The 23,606-nt window shown below is 63.9% G+C and carries 25 protein-coding genes and 2 pseudogenes; 15 read left to right on the plus strand and 12 right to left on the minus strand.

What is annotated here, in order from left to right; all coding sequences use genetic code 11:
• Window positions 1–26: 26 nt before the first annotated feature.
• On the minus strand, window positions 27–299 hold the full coding sequence (locus ACWEKS_RS43720; RefSeq protein ID WP_452345605.1) for a hypothetical protein: 273 nt from the start codon (window positions 297–299) through the stop codon (window positions 27–29).
• A gap of 909 nt (window positions 300–1,208) precedes the next feature.
• Here ACWEKS_RS43720 and ACWEKS_RS43725 point away from each other — a divergent pair.
• The 4 genes from ACWEKS_RS43725 (at window position 1,209) to ACWEKS_RS43740 (ending at window position 3,300) form a co-directional block, all read left to right on the plus strand.
• The gene (locus tag ACWEKS_RS43725) at window positions 1,209–1,352 is read left to right on the plus strand and encodes a hypothetical protein (protein WP_452345606.1); all 144 of its coding nucleotides are present in this window, start codon (window positions 1,209–1,211) and stop codon (window positions 1,350–1,352) included.
• A 115-nt stretch (window positions 1,353–1,467) separates the two neighbouring features.
• Entirely contained in the window at window positions 1,468–1,848 is a 381-nt protein-coding gene (locus ACWEKS_RS43730; protein ID WP_452345607.1) for a DUF7736 domain-containing protein, read from the plus strand.
• The gene (locus ACWEKS_RS43735) at window positions 1,845–2,228 is read left to right on the plus strand and encodes a DUF6221 family protein (protein WP_452345608.1); all 384 of its coding nucleotides are present in this window, start codon (window positions 1,845–1,847) and stop codon (window positions 2,226–2,228) included. The genes ACWEKS_RS43730 and ACWEKS_RS43735 overlap by 4 nt, the downstream gene beginning before the upstream one ends.
• Window positions 2,229–2,550: 322 nt before the next feature.
• Window positions 2,551–3,300 carry a hypothetical protein gene (locus ACWEKS_RS43740; RefSeq protein WP_452345609.1) on the plus strand — a complete coding sequence of 250 codons (750 nt, stop codon included), beginning with the start codon at window positions 2,551–2,553 and terminating at the stop codon, window positions 3,298–3,300.
• Window positions 3,301–3,799: 499 nt separating this feature from the next.
• Here ACWEKS_RS43740 and ACWEKS_RS43745 read toward each other — a convergent pair whose 3' ends face one another.
• Together ACWEKS_RS43745 and ACWEKS_RS43750 are read right to left on the minus strand one after the other, a co-directional pair.
• Complete coding sequence (locus ACWEKS_RS43745; RefSeq protein WP_452345610.1) at window positions 3,800–4,276, minus strand: DUF732 domain-containing protein; 477 nt, start codon at window positions 4,274–4,276, stop codon at window positions 3,800–3,802.
• A gap of 235 nt (window positions 4,277–4,511) precedes the next feature.
• The gene (locus ACWEKS_RS43750) at window positions 4,512–4,694 is read right to left on the minus strand and encodes a hypothetical protein (protein ID WP_452345611.1); all 183 of its coding nucleotides are present in this window, start codon (window positions 4,692–4,694) and stop codon (window positions 4,512–4,514) included.
• Window positions 4,695–4,965: 271 nt separating this feature from the next.
• On the opposite strand from ACWEKS_RS43750, the gene ACWEKS_RS43755 reads away from it, so the two are divergent.
• On the plus strand, window positions 4,966–6,132 hold the full coding sequence (locus ACWEKS_RS43755; RefSeq protein WP_452345612.1) for a helix-turn-helix domain-containing protein: 1,167 nt from the start codon (window positions 4,966–4,968) through the stop codon (window positions 6,130–6,132).
• Window positions 6,132–6,374: a hypothetical protein gene (locus ACWEKS_RS43760; protein WP_452345613.1), complete on the plus strand. Its 243-nt coding sequence runs from the start codon at window positions 6,132–6,134 to the stop codon at window positions 6,372–6,374. The genes ACWEKS_RS43755 and ACWEKS_RS43760 overlap by 1 nt, the downstream gene beginning before the upstream one ends.
• Before the next feature lie 196 nt (window positions 6,375–6,570).
• Here the strand turns inward: ACWEKS_RS43760 and ACWEKS_RS43765 are convergent, their stop codons facing one another.
• Window positions 6,571–7,086 carry a hypothetical protein gene (locus tag ACWEKS_RS43765; protein ID WP_452345614.1) on the minus strand — a complete coding sequence of 172 codons (516 nt, stop codon included), beginning with the start codon at window positions 7,084–7,086 and terminating at the stop codon, window positions 6,571–6,573.
• A 267-nt stretch (window positions 7,087–7,353) separates the two neighbouring features.
• Here ACWEKS_RS43765 and ACWEKS_RS43770 point away from each other — a divergent pair, with 267 nt between their 5' ends.
• Window positions 7,354–7,614, plus strand: coding sequence for a tyrosine-type recombinase/integrase (locus tag ACWEKS_RS43770; protein ID WP_452345615.1), 261 nt, complete (start codon window positions 7,354–7,356; stop codon window positions 7,612–7,614).
• On the opposite strand, the pseudogene ACWEKS_RS43775 reads toward ACWEKS_RS43770, so the two are convergent.
• Both ACWEKS_RS43775 and ACWEKS_RS43780 read right to left on the minus strand, forming a co-directional pair.
• A pseudogene (locus ACWEKS_RS43775) lies at window positions 7,557–7,804 on the minus strand (ISL3 family transposase); the annotation flags it as partial. The gene ACWEKS_RS43770 and the pseudogene ACWEKS_RS43775 overlap by 58 nt on opposite strands.
• Before the next feature lie 260 nt (window positions 7,805–8,064).
• Window positions 8,065–8,298, minus strand: a complete 234-nt coding sequence (locus ACWEKS_RS43780) for a hypothetical protein (protein ID WP_452345616.1) — start codon at window positions 8,296–8,298, stop codon at window positions 8,065–8,067.
• Window positions 8,299–8,929: 631 nt separating this feature from the next.
• Here ACWEKS_RS43780 and ACWEKS_RS43785 point away from each other — a divergent pair.
• The 6 genes from ACWEKS_RS43785 to ACWEKS_RS43810 all read left to right on the plus strand — a co-directional run bounded on the left by ACWEKS_RS43785 (window position 8,930) and on the right by ACWEKS_RS43810 (window position 15,230).
• A complete protein-coding gene (locus ACWEKS_RS43785) occupies window positions 8,930–10,258 on the plus strand; it encodes an FAD-dependent oxidoreductase (RefSeq protein WP_452345617.1) in 1,329 nt (442 codons plus the stop codon).
• The gene (locus ACWEKS_RS43790; protein ID WP_452345618.1) at window positions 10,248–10,769 is read left to right on the plus strand and encodes an ester cyclase; all 522 of its coding nucleotides are present in this window, start codon (window positions 10,248–10,250) and stop codon (window positions 10,767–10,769) included. Before ACWEKS_RS43785 ends, ACWEKS_RS43790 begins: the two co-directional genes overlap by 11 nt.
• Window positions 10,770–10,951: 182 nt before the next feature.
• Window positions 10,952–12,133 (plus strand): hydroxylase, encoded by a 1,182-nt coding sequence (locus ACWEKS_RS43795; protein WP_452345619.1) that lies wholly within the window; start codon window positions 10,952–10,954, stop codon window positions 12,131–12,133.
• 427 nt (window positions 12,134–12,560) lie between these two features.
• Window positions 12,561–13,835 (plus strand): SidA/IucD/PvdA family monooxygenase, encoded by a 1,275-nt coding sequence (locus tag ACWEKS_RS43800; protein WP_452345620.1) that lies wholly within the window; start codon window positions 12,561–12,563, stop codon window positions 13,833–13,835.
• Entirely contained in the window at window positions 13,832–14,473 is a 642-nt protein-coding gene (locus tag ACWEKS_RS43805) for a LysE family translocator (RefSeq protein ID WP_452345621.1), read from the plus strand. Before ACWEKS_RS43800 ends, ACWEKS_RS43805 begins: the two co-directional genes overlap by 4 nt.
• 439 nt (window positions 14,474–14,912) lie before the next feature.
• On the plus strand, window positions 14,913–15,230 hold the full coding sequence (locus tag ACWEKS_RS43810; protein ID WP_452345622.1) for a transposase: 318 nt from the start codon (window positions 14,913–14,915) through the stop codon (window positions 15,228–15,230).
• Window positions 15,231–16,138: 908 nt separating this feature from the next.
• On the opposite strand, the pseudogene ACWEKS_RS43815 reads toward ACWEKS_RS43810, so the two are convergent.
• The 6 genes and pseudogenes from ACWEKS_RS43815 to ACWEKS_RS43840 all read right to left on the minus strand — a co-directional run.
• Window positions 16,139–16,849: pseudogene (locus tag ACWEKS_RS43815) on the minus strand (transposase); the annotation flags it as partial.
• Complete coding sequence (locus tag ACWEKS_RS43820) at window positions 16,819–17,610, minus strand: MHYT domain-containing protein (protein WP_452345623.1); 792 nt, start codon at window positions 17,608–17,610, stop codon at window positions 16,819–16,821. The pseudogene ACWEKS_RS43815 and the gene ACWEKS_RS43820, both read right to left, overlap by 31 nt.
• A 32-nt stretch (window positions 17,611–17,642) precedes the next feature.
• Window positions 17,643–18,809: an ATP-binding protein gene (locus ACWEKS_RS43825; RefSeq protein WP_452345624.1), complete on the minus strand. Its 1,167-nt coding sequence runs from the start codon at window positions 18,807–18,809 to the stop codon at window positions 17,643–17,645.
• A complete protein-coding gene (locus ACWEKS_RS43830; RefSeq protein WP_452345625.1) occupies window positions 18,806–20,086 on the minus strand; it encodes a sensor histidine kinase in 1,281 nt (426 codons plus the stop codon). The genes ACWEKS_RS43825 and ACWEKS_RS43830 overlap by 4 nt, the downstream gene beginning before the upstream one ends.
• A gap of 59 nt (window positions 20,087–20,145) precedes the next feature.
• Window positions 20,146–20,328, minus strand: coding sequence for a helix-turn-helix domain-containing protein (locus ACWEKS_RS43835; RefSeq protein ID WP_452345626.1), 183 nt, complete (start codon window positions 20,326–20,328; stop codon window positions 20,146–20,148).
• Window positions 20,325–20,804, minus strand: a complete 480-nt coding sequence (locus tag ACWEKS_RS43840) for a response regulator (RefSeq protein WP_452345627.1) — start codon at window positions 20,802–20,804, stop codon at window positions 20,325–20,327. The genes ACWEKS_RS43835 and ACWEKS_RS43840 overlap by 4 nt, the downstream gene beginning before the upstream one ends.
• A gap of 208 nt (window positions 20,805–21,012) precedes the next feature.
• On the opposite strand from ACWEKS_RS43840, the gene ACWEKS_RS43845 reads away from it, so the two are divergent.
• Window positions 21,013–22,479 (plus strand): hypothetical protein, encoded by a 1,467-nt coding sequence (locus ACWEKS_RS43845; protein WP_452345628.1) that lies wholly within the window; start codon window positions 21,013–21,015, stop codon window positions 22,477–22,479.
• 61 nt (window positions 22,480–22,540) lie between these two features.
• A complete protein-coding gene (fabD, locus tag ACWEKS_RS43850; protein ID WP_452345635.1) occupies window positions 22,541–23,578 on the plus strand; it encodes an ACP S-malonyltransferase in 1,038 nt (345 codons plus the stop codon).
• Window positions 23,579–23,606 lie beyond the last annotated feature (28 nt).

Consider the following 23,606-nt stretch of genomic DNA (forward strand, 5'->3'; position numbering starts at 1 on the left):
TGCGTTGCTGCCCGCACCGAGCCGGATCACTGGCCAAGGCCATCCACGTTCTGCAGGACCGCGAAATTCACGCCGCACGAGGATGAAAAAGGCTCATTGAAGTCATCAAGCTCCTGAAGGACGGCCGCGATAGGTGCCCGCTGCTCTTTCCTACGTTCGATCTCCTTGTCGTACGAGTACCGACGTTCTTGGGTGACAGTGGTGACCAGCAGCGCGAAGATCGTCACGGCGAAACCCAAGAACGTCACGCCGACCGGGTGCGCATTCGCGAACTGATAGAGCGAGTGAAGCCACTGCATTTGTTGTCTCCCGTGCGTGCGGCCAGTTTGGCGCTGGGAGACAATAGCGGACTGCGGTGCCCATCCGGTGAACTCGCCGCGGAGATACGCCGACCACAGACCGGCGGACAATAAGCCCGCATCTCATGTACCTGAGGCACGAAACCGCTGCTGACGACCCGACTGATCTTGTTACGGACACCCCTCGTGCTGCGCTGAGCGCGTAGCACGTGAACTTTCCGCGCAGCGAACACCACATCATGAAGGCCGCCACGGAATCCGTGCGCGGCCTTCGACATTTCCCAGACCTGGAGCGCGTCAACCGAACTTCCCGGCAGCACGCGGGTGGTGTTGCCGCGCGCTGCATTTCACGTCCCAAACCCCGTCGTGTGCCTGCCGTGCTGTCACAGCGCCTCTGATCAAGAGGATCGGCCGGCGGAGGTTCGGGACATCAAATCCCGACGACCGTAGAAGCCGGTCGGCTACCAAGTGCCCGGATAGCGCTGCGGGGCGCGAGGCCTGGACCGAGACAAGGGCCGCCCGGCGATCCGGCCCTGAACACCACTGAAGCCGCCCCTGTCGGAGCGGCTTCAGACCAGGACCGCGCTCCGGGACCCGGAGCGAGTGTGACGTCTGACCTACCCGGCTGCTTGGACCCGGATCAGCCAGCACCGAAAGCGTAACGCGCATCACCAACAGGAACCGCTATGCCAGCCACGACGCGCCGCAACTGGACGAAGCTGAGGAAGGCGCTATGCCAGGCATGATGCGCAGCCGCAAATCAGGCCGGTCATGCCAGTGCCATACGGAATGGACGGGTAGCCGTGCAGCGGAGAAGCGGGACTGGCGGCGTATCGAGCAGGAGCAGCAGCCCCGCGAGATGGTCGGCATCGACTGTCCGCTGCGCATAGCCGAAGGAGGAGCGGGCGCATGAAGCGCATGCACTACATCATCACTGTGCAATGGTTGGGGCTGAACGGCATGAACGTTGCACCCAACTCGGGTGTCGTGCCCGTCAACGGACGCACGCGAGAACAGCTGTACGGCCACATCTTCGGGCAGGTGACCACCTAGAACGGGGCGCCGCCGGCGCGCACGAGCGTGCTGCTATTCAACCTGGAGCCAGACCAGATTGAAGCTGTTGCCGCATAACCGGCGAGGAGTTCTTCGACCTGGGAGGATCAGCAGCATGAGCGGCGAGACCAAGGAATTCCATATCGGAGACATCCTGAGCGTCATCTCGGGGCATCTTGTTTCACCGCGCCATGTCGACGGCCTATGTGACTTACTCGGCTGGATGACTGGCGACAACCCCATGACCCACCAGCTCCCGCGCTTCGCTGACGAATGCGAGGCGTCTCTGCGTGAGCAGTTCCCGGATCTCGCAGCGTTGGAGGTTCCCCAGGGCCTCAACTCGGAGGAGAAGGTTCTGTTCTGGCTCGGCGCACAAGAGCCTTCGTATGGGGTGCGGCGCGCGGTCAAGCGACTCTCGCCGCTAGATCACACCACAGTCGACCCGATCGATGAAATCAAGATGATGCGTCCGGATGTGAGGATCGTCGGACCGTGACCATCGAGAAGTTCATCGAGGCCCGGCTAGCCGAGCGAGCAGCGGCGGCGAACAAGGCACTCGACCTCGCAACGTTCTTCCCACCAGACGAGTTCGACCTCGACTACCAGTGGGTCCGATTCACCCGGCGGCGCGTCCGATCCGTCCGGCGGCCCGGCGAAGATCTGGCGCTCTCGTCCAGCTTCGCACCCGGAGCGCCGAGCCCGCGCGAAGTGCTGCGCGAGTGCGCGGCGTTGCGAGTGGTGCTGGAGTTCGGTGCCGCATTGATCAGCGCGAGTCAGCAGGTTGAGTTCGAGAACGATGTTCTGTTGCCTGTCGCCTCGATCTGGGCCGAGCACCCGGACTATCGGACGGAGTGGACGCCGCCACGGAATCCGTGAGCGGCCTTCCTCATTCCCCAAACCTGCAGCGCGTCAATCGAACTTCTGCTGCGCTCTGCAACCCAACGTCCTGATCAGGCAGCCGACTCGCCCTCCCCGCCGAGTCCGCGCCAATCGGGACCGCCCCGAACTGCGAGCCGAGCGCACCCCCTTTCCGCGCGCGCCCGGTTCGGGGCATCAAACGTCCCACACCGAAGCGTGGGACCGTCCCGAACTGTGAGCGCCGCCGGTCTTCGCTGCCGCACAGCCCTTTTCGGGACACCTTGCGGTAGTCAGGAATTTTTTGTGCGGGGCCGGAGCTCCGGCGCCGAGGGGGTGGGGAATGGACCACGATCTCGCCTCTGGCGGCGCTGCACTGTTCGAATCGCTCAGCGAGACAGGCGATTCGGCCGAGTTGTCTGCGCTCATCCTCGAGGCGGCCCGGATCAAGGACCGGCTCGACGGCCTGGTCCGCGGCGAAGAGGAGTTGTGGGCCCGCCTGGTGACCGCGCGGGGAGGCGACGACGCCGTCCTCGAGGTCAAGATCGACTCGGCGCTGACCGAGGCTCGCCAGCAGGCGACCGTGTTCCGGCAGATGCTCACCGACATCGGCCGCCAGCGCAGCCAAGGTAACGGGGGAGCGCCGATGGGTATGACTCTCTCGACGATCTCTAGCGAGGACACTACCTGCAGTTCGTCGCAGCCTAGAGCAACTCACCAACGAACGCGAGTGCCCCGGCCCTACCTCGGCCGGGGCGCTCTACTGGCTTCAGGTCAGGGGATGTTCACAATGAACCGGTGTGCCGTGACCTCATCGTCCGGGGCGTATGAACGTGGCTCGACCTCGTGGTGCTCGAACTCGACCAGGATCCGCCGCTCGCCTCCATATGCCGGATCACGGGCGACAGTGACGTTCTTGACCTTCACAGCGCGAGTGAACGTCCTACCCTTGTCGGTGATCGTATCGACCTCCAGCAGCGGCGCCGGATCAGTCTCACGTTCGGTCAATCGGTTGATCGGACCGCGCCAGATGCGAATCTCGTTGGGACTGAAGCTCGGAAATACCATCTATGTCTCACTCCTCCCGGTCTAGTCCGGGCTTGCATCGGCTAGCTCGACCCAGCGCTACCCGTCGACGGGCGCGACCCCGGCTTCGGCCGGTCGTAGTGCACGTAATAGCTCTCGCCCCCAATGTGGTTGCAGCGTGCGTTGTACCCCATCTCCCGGTACATCTTCACGGTCTCCTCACATGCCTTGCGGCCGTAGATCGTTCCGGTTTCGCCTGCGTTCGCCGGGCCCGCCCCGAGGCCCACAGCCGCCACAGCGATTCCGCCTGACACCACAGCTCGCGCAATATGCTTCATACCCAGTGTCTTTCGTGTCGCACGATTCGGAATGACCCCCCGTCGCGGCACTGACACGCCGCGATACTTCCAGCTGGGAGCGTCGCACCGATCCTTCCCGGTTCAGCGATCCATGTCAGCAACCCGTCAGGGAATGGGCACGAATCGTCACCGACGTTGGTCACTGGTCGAACGCGAAAAGGCCCACGTCGGCCGGGGCGCGTTTTCATTGTTTCTGGGCCAGCCCGTCTACTTGAACTCAGGGCAGTACGCCGCGATTGCAGCCCCGGTAATGTATCCGGCCTCGGACAGCGTGTAGGGACTGTTCGCGGCAATGGCCGCACCTGCGGCAAGTTCGCTCGCGCCCTCCCGCATAGCATCACAGACCGTGTGCGCCAACTTGATAGCCGCCGCCTTCGTGCTGTAGTGAATTTTCTCCGAATCCAGGGCGAGGATGTACGCGGCGTCGGCTATCTCCTCGTCGGTGAGTGTGAGTGCCTTCTTGGCAGTGGTCTGCGCTGGTGGTGGTGTGTATGCCGATGTGTAGACCGGCGTGACGGAATGCGTCGGCGTGCTGGTGGTGGTCGACTTGTGCGAGCTGCTGCTGGCACTGTTCCCGATGAGAGCGAAGCAGCCGCCGCAGAACAGAATCGGGATACCGATGACTGCGAAGATGATCCACAGCACCGGGTTGTGTTTCTTCGGAGCGGGCGGCGGGGTGTACATGGGCTGGCTGTATGGCGGTTGACCATAGGGCGGTTGGCCAGCATACGGCTGGTTATGGGGCGGCTCTTGCGGTCCGGTCATGACTTCCTCACTGAAACGTGTTGCTGTTAGCGCGGATTCACGCTCAGTGGACCCGGGTCTCGCAATGCCATACGAGCAACTCGTGAGCGTGGCCGTGACGCTACAGCTACCGCCCCCGAGCGTCCATGACCCCGCTTCAGGTGGGCACGAATCGTCAGATGTACCCGTGTCGCTCCAAGAACTGGCGCGCGGCCAGCACTCTCGGGCAGGGCGGTGTGCACGTGGCGTGAATTTTCATGATCCCCTCGGCGCGCTTGCGGTCCAGCTCATCGATACACCAACGGTCGCACCAGTCGTCAACCCACTGGTTGGCCATGACAGCGTGGATGTTCGGCATGTCCTCACCTCCGTGGAAGGTAAACGGCGCCAATCGTGATCGCAATGAGCGCGGCGATGAGCAGGCCGATCGGCATCGTCAGCATCGAAACCCCCTTTGCGCGAGATCATCTGGCGGTGGAGGCGGCAGCCCGGCGGCGGGGTGGTTAAAGGGCCGGGCACCCGCCGCCGGGGCCGCACCTGTGACGGTAGGCACAGTCAAGGGCGTGAACTTTCAAAAAACTTTCAAACCACGTTCCCGTCGAACATTATCCGGCAGTAGCGTGAGGCGCATGCAGGAACAGGACTTGGCCGGGGCGCAAGTCGCGCGGATCCGCAAGCAACGTGGCATGACTCAGGTGGCGCTGGCGAAGAAGGCGAACGTGAGCGTCAGCATGATCTCGAAGCTCGAGAAGGGGCATGCCTCGGCGTCCTCGCAGATGCTCGGCACTCTCGCCGAAGCGCTCGGCGTGGACACCACCGCATTGAGCGGCCCGCAGGACGAGCCCGGGCAGCTGAACGAGCTGGTGCCCAGCATCCGCCGCGCCCTCGCATCCGTCGATCTATTCACCACCGACGAGCCGCCGGCACCCCTGAAGTCCTTGCGCGCCCAGGTGGCCGACCTCAATCGCTGGCGACGGGATACCAAGTACCGCAAGATCGGCCGCGCCCTGCCCGAGCTTGTGGAGCAGCTGCTACTGGCCGGACGCGAGTATGGCGAGCCCGCCTATGCGCTCTTGGCCGACGCCTACCGTGCCTCGAATACCTTGGCGCACAAGCTCGGTTACGCGGATCTCAGCCTTACCGCCATGGACCGGATGGAGTGGGCGGCCGGGCGCAGTGGTGACCCGCTGTTACTTGCGACCACGCAGTACTTGCGCGCTGCCGCGCTGGCCCGCATCGGCGCTGGGAAACAAGCCATGCTGTTGCTGGACCGAACGATGACCGAAATAGAGCCGCTCATCGCGAGCGACCAGGACGCCGCAGCGGTGTGGACGGCGCTACACATGCGGGCCGGAACGATCTCGGCGACACTGGCCGACGGCGCGGGATCGCGTGAGCACCTCGACGAAGCGGCCCGTGTCGCTGCCGGGGTCGGTAACCGCGTCGTCTACGAGACCACCGTGGGCCCTGCCAATGTCCAGCTTCACCAGATCGCCGCCGCGGTCGATCTTGGACAGGGGGGCAAGGCGATTCAAGTCGCACGCGCAACGGTCCTGCCCGACAAGATGGCGACCGAGCGGCACACGCACTTCCACCTCGACGTGGCCCGCGCGCACCTGCTCAACCGCCGCCCCGACGACGCCATCGAGGAACTCCACAAGGCCCACGCGCTGGCGCCCGAGCACTTCCGCGCCAGTATGACCGTGAAGACCGCAATCCATACCGCCGGCGCTCAGCAGCGGCGCGCCACACACGGACTGCGTGCGCTGGCGAACCTCGCGGGAATCGAGGACTGATGACGCTCCCGACCGAGCCGGGCATCTACCGCGACGCCCGGGGCGATCTGTGGGTACTGCACATGACCGGACGCTGGCAGCACGTCGAGCGCCGTCTGAGCGACGGACGATTCTGGCCCGTCCGAGACTACGAGCCCGTCAGCGCCGAAACGCTCGAGTCTCTCTCGCATGAGCCCGGCGTCGATGTCATCCCACTTACCTGGGTCGACATCATTCCGGACGCCATGGACTCGGATCAGTAGCGGGCGCCCGCATCGTCGCCCCTCGTCGAAATGGGCGCGCCGCGCTGGCCTGAGGATTCCAGCGCGACGCGCGTCCCAGTGTCCCCCTGTTCAGCCCATATGTCCTCAAGTCCGGCGCCGTCCGTCTCGCGCACGGCGTCGGCGAGGCCGCGTAGCTGCGCTACTTCAGGCCGTGACATATCTCACTTCACGACCGTCAGCCGTCGACCATCCGCGGCGAGACCGTCGAGCCACTCCATTGTCTTGACCCAGTTGAGGCCGACGTGCCGTCGGAGTGTGTCGACGGTCCCCGTGTGACCATGCCGGACGAGGAGCCGAGCGCCTGGAGGGCTCGTCCCCGCTGCTGCCATTTCTCCTCGGCTGGACCGGGATAGTCGGTCTGGTTGTGTGCCTCGATCACCGACCATCTCGACAGGAACGGGATCTCGCGAGGGTTGGCGTTCAGCCAGAGCAGCAGCGCGACAGCCTGGCTGTGGTCGGTGTAGCCCCGGACGTACTCCAGATGCGCCGACGCGATGGCCGGATACTGTCCGGCCAGGGTGGCGACGTGGCCGCGCATCGTTTCGGCGGTCGGGCCGTCGCCCCATTGGATATGCCATCCGCCGTACGAGTCCCGACGGGCCCCGTGGTACTCGATGCGGACCTCGACACCAGTCCGCTCGGTGAGGGCGTAGGACAGCTTCCATGATTGCCTCGATCGGTTGCCGCTCATCGCCGACCTCCGTGGAAGCTGTCGAGCGAAACCGGGCCATAGGCTACATGTTTGGATACAGTGCTCGGCCACAAGTAAGGCCCTGACCCTGTTGCTGTACTGGTCAGGCCTAATTCCCTTGTGCCCTCGGCAGGATTCGAACGTGCGGCCTTCTGCTCCGACGGCGGGAGATCACTCGGGCCAGACTGCGCCACCGTTACCGCGACGACCTGGCGGGGCCTCGACGAGCGCGGCCGCGCTCGCTTGGAAGCCAGCTGCGACCGCGAGATGCCGCTGTTTCCCCGCACGAACATCAACTACGACCTGACACTGTTCGTCTCCTCGAGCACGTTTCGCGAGCCGTTCAACCGATGGCTCGAAGGCCTCGGGCTCAGCTCGGTCACCTCGCACCAGACCCGGGCGACGCTGACCACCTCGCTGCTGAACAACGGCGCACCACCGGCACTGGTCCGCCAACTTCTCGGACACGCTTTCGGTGTCGACCGATGTGGCGGCGGGATCGGCAACCGGATCCGGATCGCGGTGTGACGCGACAACCGGGCCGGTAGTGCCGCGAGCAGTCGAATGCCGGCGCGGCCGGCCAACTCCCGCACCACCGGCCAGACCGGGACGCTCAGGCGCGCGGTTCGACGCTGGTAGCATTCCAACACGCCGGACATTGTTCGCGGAAAGTGTTGCGACAGTCCAGTTTTGGGCATTCAAGTCGGCACACCCGCACCACCCGGCCACGCGGTATGAGCACCAGGACGAGATCATCCGCGCCTACGATCTGACGTCGTTCGCGGAGGTGGAGGGCGAGCGCAAGATGGTGCAGGCGCGGCGGATATCCCGGGCAGGACGCGCAGCATCTAGTCTAGGATCTTCACCGGGGACTGATCGCCTGGGCCGCCCAGCAGCTGCTCACCGGCCCGCAGCAGACCTCCGCAGTCGCCGGTCCGTCGAAGCCTTCGGCCTGCACACTCTACTCCGCGGCTGCGCTCAAATCGGCCTCGTCCCGCTCTGATCGGCCACACCTTCAGGAAACGACTCATCTCGATGGACAGCAACGAACAGGCCCTGATCGACTTCGCCCTCACCTGGCAGCCGTTCGGCGGCCCGCCCGCCGAAGAAATATTCACCACCTTCGGCATCAGCAAGCCGGAGTTCTGCTACCGCGTCCACCGGATCCTGGTAGCTCGCGGCACGACAGGCGACGAACCGTTCCGCCGTCATGCACGCGCTGTACTGCGCGCCTACATGGCCGTCCCGCACACATGCCCCCGCACTGCAGGAGATGACACCCGACACCGCAATCGTGGCAGCGCCAGCAGGGATGGCGATGGGGAACTCACCCGAAATTCGCCCACCGATCAGCAGGAGTAGGAGTGCCCGGCGACGGGCGGCCCGGTCACTCTCACCTCCCGCTGGCGTCTGAACGCATGAGGTGACTTGACTCTGCCCGAACCAGGCTGTAGAACGATGTTCCATAGACATGGCACACCGTTCTACAGGAAGCCCGATGACACTCTTCGTGTCGACCTCAAGGTTGAATTCACCCGGCAACACACCATCGAGGTCGATGTCGGCCCGACGCACGACGCCGCAGAGCCTGCACGCGGAGCAACCGGGGGGCTCAGCGATGGCCGCCGATGTCCGTGCGGACACCCTCGCTGGTGGCGGCGCGACGGTTTCAGCCGCCAAGGCGATACCAGTTCGGCGTCGCGATCGGGAGAGCGCCTAGGCATACGTACCAGATAGCGGTTACCGGGTCGGCAAATCGTGCCGATGCGGCAATTTCGCATTTTCGCCGTAATTGAATCCAGCGACGTAATCGTGTACGACACATGAACTTTCGTGCACCCGAATGCGGACCACGCCCGGCAGTGCGAAACTGCCTATCGCAGGCCAATGGGCCCGGTTCTTGATCGGATGCAAATCGGCGCAAAGACGAGCCCGACAATCGGGCCTTGTGTTCTTCGGAGGCACTATGCGGTCGGATAGTGGAAAAATCTTGATTATCGGCGGAGGGATCGGCGGAACCAGTGCCGCGATCGCGCTCCGCAACAGTGGCTTCGACGCCACGGTTTATGAAGCCAGAAGTCCTCGCGGCACGCAATACGGTGGCTGTTACGTGCTCTGGTACGCGGGCGTCATGTCCCTGGCCCGACTCGGACTGCTCGATAAAGCAATCGCAGTCGGTCATCGGGTCGATCGATTCGAGATGTGCAGTGAACTCGACAACACACATTACAGCGTGGACATGGCGTCGCGTATTGCCGCCAAGGATGTGACGCCGTTGGCGATCCGGCGGGCGGATCTGCTGAACCTGCTGTATGCGGAACTCGGCACCGATGTGCTGCATTTGAATTCGACAATGGCGGCGATGTCGCAGGACAGCTCCGGGGTCACCGCGTCTTTCACCGACGGGCGCACGGCCCGCGGTAGCGTCCTCGTCGGGGCGGACGGGCTCCAATCGCGGGTGCGCGCGCATCTGCACGGATTGACTCCGCCGCGCCATCCCGGGTACGCCCATTGGTCCGGGATCAGTGAGACCGACGGCGGCGCACCGGTCGGTGTGTTCCGCATTCTGCACGGGCGGGCGGCACGTTTCGCCTTCTTCCATCTGGGGGATGGCCGGGTGTGCTGGTGGGCGGTCCGCAACGGACCCGCAGGGCCCGACAGCGACCATCTCGGTGACTACACAGAACTGACCAGGTTCTTCCGAGGCTGGAGCCCGATCGTGACGGGGCTGTTGGCGGCGACGAAACCCTCGTCGATTCATCGACGCGACACCTTCGACCGTTCACCGCTGATGCGTTGGGGCACGGGACGGGTCACCCTGCTCGGCGACGCTGCCCACGCCATGACCTTCGACCTCGGCCAAGGCGCGGGCACATCGCTGACCGACGGTGTCGTCTTTGCCGATCAGTGGGCGCGCCGCGGCGCTCCGATCGCGGCGCTGCGCAGCTATGAACGCGCCCGCCGGAAGGTGACGCTGCCGCTGGTGCTCGCGTCGCGTCAGATCGGTGCCGCCACCGCATGGGGCGGTCCGCTCGGCCCGAAGGCCAACGGGCTGATTCTGCGCACCCTCGGAGCGAAGGTCACACCGCCGCTGTTGGCGCTCGACGCACGCAGCCACGCCACCCTGCATTCTCCCGCGATCGCAGAAAAGGAGACCCTCAATGTCGGCTGAACAGAACAAGGCCCTCATCGAGCAATACATCAAACGGGTCTGGAACGAAGGGGATTGGAGCTTCGCCGAGGAGATCGTCGACCCCGATGTGGTGTTCCACGACCAGATCCGGGAGGGGAAATTCCCGCCCGGCCGCGAAGGCATGCGTGCGGCGATGGAGGTGGTCAGGACCGGCATGCCCGACTTCACGCTGGACGTGCACGAGATGATCGCCGACCGCGACCTGGTGGTGATCCGCTGGAGTTCCACCGCCACCCATGCCGGAGTGTTCAACGGATTTCCCGCGACCGGCCGGGTGGCCACACTTTACGCCATCAGCATGGTGCGGATCAGCGACGGTCGAATCGTCGAAGGGTGGCAGGAAGCCGACCAGCTGGGCATGGGGCGGCAGATGGGTATGGTCCCCGATGCCGAGCTGCCCAGGCCGATCGCGAGCGTGCTGTCCTTCGTCATCCGCGTGCGCGACCGCAGGCGCGCACGCCGGGCAGCGCGAATCAAACCCGCCGCATAACCACGCGACAACTACCTCACCCCGCGAAACAACTCACGTCCCCCAAGCCGCGCCCACACAGCTGTCAGGCAGCTGATCCCGGCGCAGTTCCGACAGAAGCCCGATTTCTCTAGTCATCGTCGAGTTCGCCACTGCGGCGACGCACCAGCAATGAGCCAAGCATCAGACAGGAGGTGTGCGACGTGGCACACGAAGTGGTCCATCGCATCAATGAGGTTGGGGCAGAACTGGCTGCGCTCGCCGAGGAAAACGAGAAACTCGGCCAGCTCAGTGCCAAGAGCGTCGACCTGCTTCGCTCGGTCGGGGTGATGCGACTGATGGCGCCGACCCCGTTCGGTGGCTACGCCGCCCATCCGCGGGACTTCGCCGAAGCAGTCATGGCGCTCGCGCGCCACGACGGGGCGGCTGGGTGGGTGGCCGGCGTCGTCGGCATCCATCCGTGGGAGTTGGTGCAAATGGATCAACGTCTGGCACAAGAGATTTGGGCAGACAACCCCGACACGTGGGTCGGCTCACCGGTCATGCCCTGTGGCATTGCCGATCCCACCGACGGCGGCTATATGCTCAGTGGGCAGTGGCCCTTCTCCTCGGGAACCGACCACTGCGAGTGGGTCCTGCTGGCCGCCATTCTCGGCGATGGGACCGGAATGCCCGCGTTGCCGTTCACCATGCTGCACGTGGTGGTTCCCCGATCGGACTACACGATCATCGGCGACTCGTGGGATGTGATCGGCTTATCGGGCACCGGCAGCAAGGACATCGTCGTCACCAACGCGTTCCTCCCCTCGTATCGGACGATCCGACAGGACACGATCCAGTCAGGGGCCGCTGCCGAAGCCCGCGGGCTGGCCGAGCCGCTGTACAGGCTGCCCTACTCGTCGATGTTTCCGGTCGGGATCACCGCAGCGGTGATCGGGATGTGCGAGGGCGCGCTGGCCGCGCACCTGGACCTGCAACGCCACCGGGTCACCTCGACGGCGGTCCAGGTGCGAGATGATCCCTACGTGCTCTACGCTGCCGGGGAGGCGGCCGCCGAGATCTCTGCCTCGCGAGTGCAACTCATCGACGGCATCAGCGCGATGTATGACCTGGTCGCGGCTGGCACGCCGGTGACGATCGAAGACCGCTCGATGGTCCGCCGCAATCAGATCCGCTGTGCCTGGCGGGCGGTCTCGGCCCTGGATGAGATCTTCGCGCGGTCCGGCGGAAACGCGATTCGGCGCAACAACCCGCTACAGCGATTCTGGCGCGACGCGCACGTGGGACTTCAACACATGATCCACGTTCCCGGCGAGGCCTTCCACGCCAATGCCCTGGCCCAGATGGGGCTAGATGTGCCTTCACCCTTGCAGAAGCTGATCTGAGCGGATCGGCGGCGGTGTGGGTGCGCTGCCGGAAGTCCTCTATCGACTCAAAGCACGCGCCCGCTCGGATCTACCTGATCGTTGCCACGTCATGGGGAGAAATGGCTTTCGCCACGGATTCGTCCGATACGTTGGTAATTGATACATCTGATTCTTCGACGCTGCAGCGGATTACCGAGCGGTCGCGCGATCCGCGGTGACGGAAACCGCCGCTGAGCATCGCGGAGATCCGAGGCTCTTCTGGTTTCCGAGCGCACGGCTGGATTTATATTTTCCTTTCGGACGACGATATCCGGAATGGCTGACAACTGTTTCCGGAATATTAATCTGCTTGCCGATGAGACGGGGCAGTAGGAGCTCACTATTTCGATACTGTGACGATTGAAAGCAGAGTCTCATCGAGTAGTAGATTTGGAGCGGTGCTTTGTTGGTTGACCGACTGGTAGTGATAGGTGCTGGGCCGAAGGGGATTGCCGTCGCGGCGAAGGCTTATGCGCTGCGGCAGGCCGGAATGGATGCCCCGGATGTGACGATTGTCGAGGCAGGTGAGGTCGCGAACAACTGGCGACGCGACGGTGGATGGACCGACGGCTGTCAGTCGCTCGGAACGAGCCCGCTCAAGGATCTCGGGTTCCCGTATGGTACTGATGAGTTTCCGCCCGATCATCCGGTCACCGCCGAGATGTTCAAGCTCAGTTGGGGATCGTATCTCGCCCAGACAGGTCAGTATTCGAAATGGATCGACCGCGGGGCGCCGGCGCCTATCCATCAGGAATGGGCTGCGTACATGCAGTGGGCGGTAGGCCGGATCGAGACCGATGTCGTACACGGTGAGGCGATTTCGATCGACCGCTCCGGTGGTACCCGGGAATTCGAGGTCTACCTCGCCAACTCCGGAGCGGTTCGCGGCGAGGCGATCATGTTCACAGGTTTCGGGCGCAACCGCACGCCGCTGTCGCCGGCGTGCCTTCCTGTTCACGACTTCTGGACGACGAAGTCGAAAGATGAACGGTTCTTCGGAAAGCGGATCATCATCGTCGGGTCGGGCGAGACCTCCGCCTCGATTACCAAATGTCTGGTGGAGAAGTCTCGCCCTGCCGATATTGTCGTGATCTCGCCGACCGAGACGATCTACTCCCGCGGTGAATCCTATCTCGAGAATCAGCTCTACAGCGAGCCGCAGGGGTGGGGAGAGTTCAGTGTAGATCAGCGGCGGGAGTTCATCAGGCGGACCGACCGTGCGGTGTTTTCGCAGAATGTACAGAACATGATCTCGTCGCATGGGATCCATCGACATGTGCACGGCCGAGTCCACTCCGTGGATGACACTCTGACTGGCGTCGTGGCCGAGATTCACGCGGCGGACGCCGCAGTGGGTTACCTCGAAGCCGACTATGTGATCGATGCGCGCGGCGGAGATCCGCTGTGGTTCGCTCCAGTCCTGACCGCTTCGCTGGCAGCTGATTTGGCAGCCTGCGTAGGCGGGGCATTCACCGCCTCTGCAGTAGAGGACTCGATCGGCTACGACCTGGCGATAACCGGATTCCCTTCGAAAGTGTTCGTGCCGAACCTGTCCGCGCTTCGCCAGGGTCCCGGCTTCCCCAACCTGAGCTCGCTGGGACGGTTGGCCGATCGCGTCATGGTTGGGATCGGCGCGACACCCAACCAATCCGACGCTCTCGTTCGAGTGGGTGCGTTGTGATCGATCCGGTCCCGCTCGCATCGTTCGCCGTTGCCTCGTTGATCGTCATCCTGGTTCCTGGTTCGGATGTCTTTCTACTGCTGCGAGTTTCGGTGTCCGAGGGAGTCGTTGCAGGCTTGAAGGCACTCGGCGGAATCCATCTGGGGAACGTGATCCAGGCGACGATGATGATCTCCGGTATCGGTCTGGTCATCTCCAGAATCCCTGGCGCGCTGACCGCGCTGAAGTACCTCGGCGCGGCCTATCTGCTCTATCTCGCGGTATCGAGCCTCCGAGCGGTGCTCCGTCCGTCGAATGTCATGGCGACAACTGAGGGTGAAACGAACACGCGGGTCGACCAGCGACCGTCGCCGTTCCTTCAGGGGCTGCTGGCCAATATCACGAATCCCAAAGTGCTGATCTTCTTCGTGGCGTTCTTCCCCCAGTTCCTCGGGCATGCAAGCAATACGGCAATCCAGTTGTTGGTGTTGTCAACTATCTTCATCGCGCTCGCGGTGGTCTGGGAGGGGATGATCGTGGTCGGTGCCGGACGACTCGGGCGCATGACGAATTCGGTCCGCTTCACCAAAGTCATGGACGTGGCCTGTACGACGGCATTCACCGGGCTGGCCGTCGCGCTCTTGGCCGGGGCGGCCTGAGCGATCGTTCACCCGACGTGTGACCCGGTTGGTATCCAGGGCCGCACGTCGGTCGCGTCGTGGCGACGCCGGGATTGTGATGAACTCGACCGATTCTTGCTGGTATCCCGATCATGGGTGATAGTCGGGGATGAGTAAAGGCCGTATCGCCACGGTGACCTACGCCCCGTGCTGTTGGGTTTGGCCGCCGAACAGATCGCGCAAGAGGCTGCCGATCCGGTTTCGGTGAGGGCGCCGGCAGAGTGAGCAGGCGCTTCCCATGCCGTGCCCAGCCAGAATTTCGGCACCCGTCGTGGATTGCTGACTGCGCTGGCGATCGTGGGATTCGTCTTGCCAACGCCGCCGTTGTTCATTTAGAGCTCCTAACAGGTTCTCTGAGCTTGGATCGGGTTCCGTTGCAGTGCAGGATGTTTCGGTGTGGCAGCACCGTGGATCGTGGATGACGAGTTGTGGGCGGCAATTCGAACCGCTACTGCCGGTGAAACCGGCCCGAACACCGGGACCGCCGCAGATGGACCCCCGTCCGGTGCTGCAGGGGATCTTGTTCGTGCTGATCACCGGAATCGGGTGGGAAGACCTCCCCCAGGAACTGGGATTCGGGTTCCGCGATGACCTATTGGCGCAGGCTGCGCAACTGGCAGGCCGCCGGGGCATTCGAACAGATCTCAGGGGCGTGCTCGCCCGCTGCCACGCCGCCCGGTTGATCGACTTCGACCGGGTCATGGTCGACCGCTCGCACGTGCGGGCGAAGAATTAGGGGCGCCGCAACAGGTCCGAGCCCGGTCGACCGCGCCAAGACCGGTCCCGAGCACCACATCCTGACCCGCGGGAAACGGATCCCCCCTCGCGGCGGCGCCCTCGGCGCCAATGTCAACGACCACCCGCTGTTACCCACGCTGCTCGACCGGGTCACCCCTGCGCGGGCGTGCGGGCCGGCCCAGGCATCGGATCACCACCGGTGATCGCGGACAAGGGATACGACTACCCCAGCGTGTATTCCCCAACTGCGGCAACGACATATCACCGGCTACATCCCCCGCCGCGGCACCCGCGACAGGGTCACCACCGGCCGCTGGATCGTCGAACAATCCTTTGCCCTGCTCCACCAGTACCGGCGCCTGGCCATCCGATGGGAACGCCGCACCGAAATCCACCACGGATTCCTCGACCTCGCCGCAGCCCTGATCTGCTGGCGACGACTCAGCAACCAAACCCGATAGAGCTCTTAAGTCCAATTTGCTGATGGCGGTGTCCTCAGCAGTTGATGTCACGTGACGGCAGCTGGGCGCCTAGGGCCCCGCGCCGTTTGACCAGATCATTCGCCGGTACGGTTTGGGAGTCGGTGACCCTTGTGTTGGATGGCTGAATTGTGCGCGACCCATCACTGCAGTTCGCGGTCGAGTCAAGGGTTTGTGTGGACGATGAGGTCGATGGGGCTGCCTCGGCGGCGGATGGTGTTGTAGATGGGGCATGTGGCGGCGAATCGGGCGGCGAGTGTCTCGGCGGTGGCTTGGTCGGTGCGGTGGATGTCGATGCGTAGTGTGGTGTTGTCGTAGTGGGTGGGTCGTGGGTTGCGCGCTGGTGGGTGGCTTGGACGTGGATGGTAGCGATGGTGATGTTCTGTCCGCAGGGCCACTGCAGCGCGACCGACGACAAGCTCGACGACACGGTGAACCGGGTGGTGCCTTCGACGAGCGTGCCGATCGCTGAGCTGTCCAAGCCGATGATCAGGTCGCCTTCCATTGTCCGGCAACAGCACGGTCTGCGACTTCTGCCGGCCGGATACCGATCTGAGGTTTTCGGGGCGCGCGAACTTCTTGCTTGGTCTGCGGTTGCAGGCCCGGGGACTCGCATGGCGCGGCCGGTGCCCAAGCATGCGGTCCAGTCGTGGCGCAGCCCACCGCGGCCTTCGATATGCAGCGACTGATAGATCGCTTCGTGCGAGACTTACATGGCCTCATCCTCGGGAAAGTCCACTCGCAACCTGTTCGAGATCTGTTGTGGGCTCCAGGAATTCGCCCACCCTCGGTCCTTGCGGGGGCCGTGACGGCGTCCGATCCACCGCAGGTTCGGGCCCAGCACCAGTGTCCCCTCTGCGGTGGCGATCGTGGCGGAGAGCCTGTCCTGCACGTACTGACGTAGATCGTCATTCACCGCGAGCTTGGCCGGTTTGGGGCGGCGGCTGCGTCGATCAGCATGCCGTTGGACGGTCGTGGCCCGGTAGTGCAGATACCCACTTCGGGTCGCGGCGTTTCGACGAAATTCGTGGGAGATCGTCGACGGCGAACGGCCTATCCGACAGGCGATTTCATGCACGCCAAGATCGAGGGCACGCAGGATCGCGATCACTTCCCGCTCCGCGAATGAGAAGTAGCGTCCAGGTTGCGGTCCGGCCAGGTCGGGGCATCTCGCAGATCAGCGGGGACGACCTCGGCGAGACCGACGACGACGGTCAAGGTCATCAGGACCACGGCGACGATTGTGATGAGCGGGGCGAGCAGTTCGAGGGACCGGACGCCTGCGTGGGGGGAGGGAAAAACTGTGGCGTGGGCACGGATGGACAGCATTGCGGTGTAATGCATTGCGGACACGGCAACACCGATGATCAGACTTGCGCCGAAAGTTGCGAGATAGCCGCGTACCCGCAGGGCGAACCACAGCGCAGTGGTGGCCGCGATGACCGCGAGGGCGATCGACGCCGCAACGAGAGCAGCGTTGTAATCGATCTGTGCGCCGCTACGGATCGCTCGGAGTCCGACGTACTGCATAGTGGCCGTGCCCAACCCGGTGATGATCCCGCCGAGTGCGGGCAGCGCGAACTTCTGCCGCCGGCGCAGAACAATCCAGAGGCCGACCCAGACCGCCAGGACGGCGATCGCTGTACTGAGCAGAGTGGTCGGAACGTCGTAGCGAATGCTGGTGCCACGAATTCCGAATCCGAGCATCGCGATGAAGCTCATGGCCCACGTTCCGCAGCCACCCAATGCGATAGCAGCGGCGAAAAGCCAACGGCCGGATCTGTTGAATGAGAGGGCATGCTGGGTGCAGCGAAGCCCGAGCACCGATCCGGCGACTGAGATGATGTAGGGCGGGATGGGAGTGCTCCATCCGAATCTGAGTTGGTCGATGTGCAGCATCTCTACAATTCCGATAGGAGGATTCTCGGCCGCTACTGGTCGCGTGCCGGTGTGGGCAGGGTCAGCTCGAAGATTGCGCCGCCGTCGGCGCTGTGCACGTTCAATGTGCCGCCGTGGGCATGTGCGACCGGGCGTGCGATCGACACGCCGATGCCGGCCGAGCCTGCACCGCTGTGGAATTCCTCGAGGGGGGCGTCGATATCGGTGTCTTCGAGTCCGGGTCCTTCGTCAGCGATGGCCACCCGGCCGTCGCCGACCGTGACGTGGACCCATGCCGGTTCGTTCGGCAACTGGCCGTGGCGGACGGCGTTGTCGAGCAGATTTCGGATGGCATGGCGCAGCAGGGTGGGGTCGGCGTTGACCACGGTCGGTGTGGTGGTCGAGGTGACTGTTGCTGCGCCGGAATCAATTTCGTCGACGATCCGATCGAGTCGCAGAGGTTGGCCTTCTATCTCGCCGATGCCCGCAGTCGTGCGTGCTCGCGACGGTAGATCGTCCACGGCGTCGCCCATCTGGCGTGAAGATTGGACGGTGCGATCGAGCAGTTCCGTGCGCTGCCCGGGACGGGTCGACCTTGCGCGTTGCGCGGGCTCACGGAGAGATGCCTCCGCACGGTCATGAGGTGAACCGCCGTGAAAGGCTCGGTCTTCTCGTCGTCTGGAGTCTCGGTCGGTCGATCCGGTGCGCCTGGTGCCGGGATCGAGCGCAATCGAAACGGTGAGCAGGGCGCATGCGTCGATGAAACGACGCGTCTCGTGTGCGGACGCTTGCGTCAACTCTGGGACGAGACGGTAGAGGCGGTCGCAGCGTAGGCGGAGGTCGCGGCGGATGGCATGTTCCGAGGTTGCGGCCAGGCCGTGGAGGGCGACCAGGAGCAGTTCGGGTTCGTCGGCCAACGTGCGGTATATCTCGGCCAGCAGGCTTGCGGGCGTGCGCGGTGTCTTGGAATTATCTTGTGCCACCGTCGATTCCACGATCTCCTCGATTCGATCGAAGACGTCGTGTAAGACGGACAGGAAAAGCTGCTGTTTAGTGCCGAACAGTTTGATCACGTATGGCTGTGATACCTGGGCGCGTCGTGCGATGTCGTCGGTACGCGTTGCGGTGTAACCGGATTCGGCGAAGATGGTGACGGCAAACCGAAGTATCTGTTCGCTTCGCTGGAGGGCGGTCATCCTGCTCTTGGTGGGGTCGCTCATCGCCTTGCTCTCCGATCGGTGCTGCGGGCTTTTACAAGTCGCGTGCGGGTGTCGGCAGCGCCACCCCCGTCGGCGCTGTGGACTTCGAGGGTGCCGCCGTGGGCGTGGGCCACCCATCGGGGGATGGGCAGGCCGAGACCGGTCGAACCCGCGTTGCTATGGAATGCTTCGAAGATCGAGTCGACGTCGCTGTCGTCGAGTCCGGGGCCCTGGTCGGCCACAGTTACGCGGCCGCCGGCGACCGTGACGTGTACACGGGCGGGCTCACCCGGCAGGTGGCCGTGTCGCACGGCGTTGTCGAGAAGGTTCCGGAGCGCGCGGCGCAACAGGGTGGGGTCGCCGTTGACCACGGTCGGTGCGGTGGTCGAGGTGAATATTTCTGCGTTACAGTCGATTTCGTCGATACGATCCGTGACGATCTGGTCCAGTCGCAGGGGCTGCGACTCCAGCTGCTCGATTCCCACGCTGAGACGGGCGCGTGAGAGCAGATTCTCGACGATGTCGCCCATACGGCGGGACAAGTGGACGGTGCGGTCGAGTAGTTCAGTGCGTTGGTCGGGGTGGTCGCGTGCGGTTTCAGCGAGAGCGCGCAGCGCCGCGATCGGCGACCGCAGCTCATGCGCGGCTCCGGCGAGGACTGTCTCCTGGCGCTCGAGTGCGCAGATTCGTGACGGGAGGAGTTGTGCGGTCAGGACATAGGTCGTGACGCCGAACAATGTGATGAGCGCAACAGTGAGTCCGCAGGTCAGCGCAGCGACCTGATCCTGTCGAAATCTGTCTGGGCCGATGTCCGTCCATGCTATGGCGGCTCCGCCGAATCGGTCATAGCGCGAATCGTCCACCGGCGCAGCCACCGCGCGTACGGCACTCCCGTCATAGGTCACGGTCGCCTGTACCGCCGCATGGGTGCGGACTGCGCGTGCGCGGAGCTGTTGCAGCAGCGGGTCGTCGAGGTCGATGGTGCAGTGCTTCGCGCTGCGGAATTCCTGGGTTCGGGCGCCGGTTGCCAACACGCCGGCGAATTGCGGACAGTCGTCGTCCATTCGGGACAACCCGTGACCTTGGTAGGTGGCCAGTCCGGCAGTGTTCGTGAACGCCGAGAACTGTTGTGGTACACCCTCTGCCTGGCTGGTAGCGACTTGGTGTGCGGCTGCCGAAGCTGCTGAGGTCAGGTCGGCATCGAGTTGTGCGGCATCCGCGTCCTCCTGCACTGTGAGAGAGAAAGCGGCGAAGCCGGACAGCGAAATACCGGCGAAGCCGGTCAGGACCGCAGCCACGATCCACGGAGTGTGCCGCAATCGCCTGGCCAGGACGCCGCGGCGAAGCCTCGAGCGCCTCATTCGGTAAGGACGAGCCGGTACCCGTATCCGCGTATCGTCCGGAGGATTTCGGGTGGGCCGAGTTCGCGGCGGAGCAACGCGATGGTGACGTCCAGCGCGTTGGCATTGTCGGCTGCGTGTTCGTCCCAGCAGTGCGCGAAGAGGGCGGATCGGGACGCTGTGTGCTCGACGTTGATCATGAGTTGCTCGAGAACGAGCACCGCTCGCGCGTGAGGATCAGCAGGACTCCGCAGCGACGGACCACGCGCCGACCGAGGTCCATTTCGAGGTCGCCGCACTGCATCACGCACGGACGTCCTCTGTCCGCCCGCCGACACAGGCCTCGCACTCGAGCGACCAGTTCGGCCACGGCGAAGGGCTTGCCGAGGTAGTCGTCGGCATATTCGAACCCTCGGACGCAATCGTCGACGGTATTGCGCGCGGAGAGAAATATCGTCGGGGTCGACCAGCCCCGACGGCGTTGGCTCGCAACGTAGTGCGCGGCATCGCCACTGGGCAGCATGCGGTCGAACACGACACAGTCGTAGCTGGTTACCGCCAGTGCTCCGTCAGCCTCCAGGATATCGCTGACCGCGTCGACGGTAAGGGACGCACCACCGAGGGCGATCACTAGGACAGGACGCAGGTCGTCGTCTTCGGCAACCAAAACACCCACAAGCGATCCTCCATCGATGGCAACAGGGTGTCGGGCGGACTCTTGCGAGTTATCAGATGGATTCCTCGGCTGCGCCGGACCTTTGCACTGCGACCTGTTCACCCGAATCGTACAAGTCGAATGCCCTTTGCGCCCCTCAAACATTGCGACCTTGCTCGGTGATGAATTCGGTCATCTGCCCAGGTCACTAACACTGTCGACTGGTCAATTGATCAATTCGCTGGGGTGTCGTCCGCTCGATGGAGAGGTCCAGGTCGGCGCTCGCCGTGGTTGCTGGCGGATCGCCGATGGTGAACTGTGCGTTCACCGTTACGTTGACTGCTTTACAGTCATGTTCCGGATTGTCGAAATCCCGGTTCCGGCGGCCGAATTAAGGCTTGATAAAGGTTGCTGCAGGCAGAATCGTGGCGTGTCAGCCGAGGTGCCGACACGGTGTTCGGATATCGAGGTGGCCTGTCCTGCAAAGTGTTTCGCGAACCGCACTGTGATTTCGAAAGGTGTGAACGGCAACGGCGCCACTGTTGGTCGAAGTGTGTTGCAGTGCAGTCCATGTCGAATCTGCCGAACGTTCATGTACGAGGTTTGGCCGATCGAGGAGGGCCTGATGTCGGAGCGCGATGCCATAGTGGGCGGTGGACTGCTAGATCGGTGCCTGTCGTCCGGTGTCAACGGCGGCTTGCCGCCCAAGGATGTCACGTTGATCCTGATGGAGGAGCTTGGGGTAAGTGAGAGGGTGCGTGCTGGAGGGGTGAACGCCGCGCATGTGCGTGCGCTGGCGGAGTCCGGGGCCGACCTTCCGCCTATTCTGGTTCAGCGCAGTCGAATGTGGGTCATCGACGGGGTGCACCGGTTGCGTGCCGAAGGCCTTCGTGGGCGGACTCTCATTCGCGCGCTCCTGGTCGACGTGACCGATCAGGAGGCATTCGCGCTTGCGGTTCGGTTGAACGTGCGGCACGGCCTGCCGCTGTCGCTGGCGGATCGGAAAGGCGCTGCGCTCCGCATTCTTCGTGACTGTCCAACTTGGTCCGATCGATACGTTGCGTCGGTAACCGGACTGTCCGACAAGACCGTGGGATCGATCCGCAAAGGGGTGGCCGCGGAAATTCCGCAGCCGACCGAACGGCTTGCGCGAAACGGAACAATCAGTCGGCGACCGGTGGTCGACGGACGGCTGCGGGCGGCGGAGCTGCTGCAGTCGCGGCCGCGGTTGCCTCTACGCCACGTCGCGGATGAGGCGGGGATCTCGCTCACCACCGCTAAGGATGTGCGGAGCCGACTGCGGCGAGGTGATCACCCGCTGCCCGCGCGGCAGCGTTCGGCAGGTAACGGAGCCGTCGTGCGGCCGGAGCCGGATGGCCAGAGTAGCAAAGTGAACCCGAGCGACGCCGACGAGTCGAGGCTCGGCAAACTGGACCCGGCGGCAACGGAATTGATGATCCAGCGATTGCGGCGCGATCCAGCGGTTCGCCTAACCCAGGGCGGGCGGTGGCTACTGCGGTGGCTCGACTCCACAGCGTTCGATCGCAACGGATGCATTCACGCCATCTCCGGATTGCCGGAGTATCACCTGCGTACCGTGGCACAGCTGGCGCGTGAGCGAAGCGCCGCCTGGCTGCGTATGGCGGAGTCGATTGAGCGTCGTGCCGAGTCGGCGCGGTCGTTGGATATCTCTTGATTCGTGGTCGACCATTCGTTGACAGCGCTTACAGAACGATGTTCTACTGCCGTTGAAGGCGATGTTCGCCGAATATCGTTCTCGTTCAATGGAAATACGTCCTCTGGTGCTAGGTCGGATTATGAACAAAATTTCCCACGACCGATGGTGTTTTCTGTTTCCCGGGCAGGGTTCGCAGCGGGTCGGTATGGGCCGGGACCTCTTTACGACACACCCCGAGCTCGTGGCGAAGATCTTCGAGACCGCGGATGATCTGCTCGGTTTCTCGATATCGGAAATATGCTGGAATGGTCCCGAAGACGTTCTGCGGCGGACCGATATCACGCAGCCGGCCATCTTCTTGGCCAGTTATGCGACCTATCGTGTGCTCGTCGAGCAGATGCCGTCACCGGCGGTCGTAGCGGGACACAGTCTCGGCGAATACGCCGCGCTGGTGGTCGCGGGAGTCCTGGATTGGACCGACGCGCTGCGGCTGGTACGGCGACGCGGTCAGCTGATGGCGGCTGTCAACGAAACCACGCCCGGGGCAATGGCGGTGGCGCTGGGACTCTCCGCGGGGACAGTCGAGAGGCTGTGCGCCGAGGCGGCTGCGACGACCGCTGAAGTCGTGGAAGTCGCCAACTACAACGAGCCGACGCAGACGGTGGTCTCCGGGACGATCGCGGCCGTGACGGAGTTCCTCCGCCTGGCCAGACCCGAGTTGCCCGAGGGCGGCAAGGTCAAGAAGCTCGATGTCGGCGCGCCCTTTCACTGCTCGCTGATGGCGGACGTGGAAGCGGCGTTCGACGCCGAGTTGGCGACGGTGAAGTTCCGCTGCCCGCAGACTCCGGTCGTGGTCAACGCATCCGGTGACTTCATCACCACGGGGCACGAGGCTTATGAGGCGTTGCGCCGCCAGCTGGCCGGGTCGGTCCAGTGGACCGACACATTGTCCAGGCTGGTCGATTTCGGGGTGGGCACCTTCGTCGAGGTGGGTCCGGGAAAGGTGTTGACCGGCATCTGCCGACGCAGCTATCCCCTCTTGAACTGTCACTCCGCCACCGATGCTCGCCGCATCGCTTCGATCTCCGACGAATACCGCCTCACCAAGAGCGCGTGAGCTGACTCGTGTGAGTTGCGAAACCTCC

The sequence above is a fragment of the Nocardia sp. NPDC004711 genome (genome assembly GCF_053601595.1).

Excerpts from the sequence above, each read along its gene's own strand:
- ACWEKS_RS43760 (WP_452345613.1), top strand. The coding sequence starts at position 6,132 with ATGACGCTCCCGACCGAGCCGGGCATCTACCGCGACGCCCGGGGCGAT.
- ACWEKS_RS43745 (WP_452345610.1), bottom strand. The coding sequence starts at position 4,276 with ATGTACACCCCGCCGCCCGCTCCGAAGAAACACAACCCGGTGCTGTGG.
- ACWEKS_RS43725 (WP_452345606.1), top strand. The coding sequence starts at position 1,209 with ATGAAGCGCATGCACTACATCATCACTGTGCAATGGTTGGGGCTGAAC.
- ACWEKS_RS43780 (WP_452345616.1), bottom strand. The coding sequence starts at position 8,298 with ATGACGGCGGAACGGTTCGTCGCCTGTCGTGCCGCGAGCTACCAGGAT.
- ACWEKS_RS43765 (WP_452345614.1), bottom strand. The coding sequence starts at position 7,086 with ATGAGCGGCAACCGATCGAGGCAATCATGGAAGCTGTCCTACGCCCTC.
- ACWEKS_RS43835 (WP_452345626.1), bottom strand. The coding sequence starts at position 20,328 with ATGATCAACGTCGAGCACACAGCGTCCCGATCCGCCCTCTTCGCGCAC.
- ACWEKS_RS43750 (WP_452345611.1), bottom strand. The coding sequence starts at position 4,694 with ATGCCGAACATCCACGCTGTCATGGCCAACCAGTGGGTTGACGACTGG.
- ACWEKS_RS43790 (WP_452345618.1), top strand. The coding sequence starts at position 10,248 with ATGTCGGCTGAACAGAACAAGGCCCTCATCGAGCAATACATCAAACGG.
- ACWEKS_RS43820 (WP_452345623.1), bottom strand. The coding sequence starts at position 17,610 with ATGCTGCACATCGACCAACTCAGATTCGGATGGAGCACTCCCATCCCG.
- ACWEKS_RS43720 (WP_452345605.1), bottom strand. The coding sequence starts at position 299 with ATGCAGTGGCTTCACTCGCTCTATCAGTTCGCGAATGCGCACCCGGTC.
- ACWEKS_RS43825 (WP_452345624.1), bottom strand. The coding sequence starts at position 18,809 with ATGAGCGACCCCACCAAGAGCAGGATGACCGCCCTCCAGCGAAGCGAA.
- ACWEKS_RS43770 (WP_452345615.1), top strand. The coding sequence starts at position 7,354 with ATGCCGCTGTTTCCCCGCACGAACATCAACTACGACCTGACACTGTTC.
- ACWEKS_RS43785 (WP_452345617.1), top strand. The coding sequence starts at position 8,930 with ATGCGGACCACGCCCGGCAGTGCGAAACTGCCTATCGCAGGCCAATGG.
- ACWEKS_RS43810 (WP_452345622.1), top strand. The coding sequence starts at position 14,913 with ATGACGAGTTGTGGGCGGCAATTCGAACCGCTACTGCCGGTGAAACCG.
- ACWEKS_RS43755 (WP_452345612.1), top strand. The coding sequence starts at position 4,966 with ATGCAGGAACAGGACTTGGCCGGGGCGCAAGTCGCGCGGATCCGCAAG.
- ACWEKS_RS43740 (WP_452345609.1), top strand. The coding sequence starts at position 2,551 with ATGGACCACGATCTCGCCTCTGGCGGCGCTGCACTGTTCGAATCGCTC.
- fabD (WP_452345635.1), top strand. The coding sequence starts at position 22,541 with ATGTTCGCCGAATATCGTTCTCGTTCAATGGAAATACGTCCTCTGGTG.
- ACWEKS_RS43730 (WP_452345607.1), top strand. The coding sequence starts at position 1,468 with ATGAGCGGCGAGACCAAGGAATTCCATATCGGAGACATCCTGAGCGTC.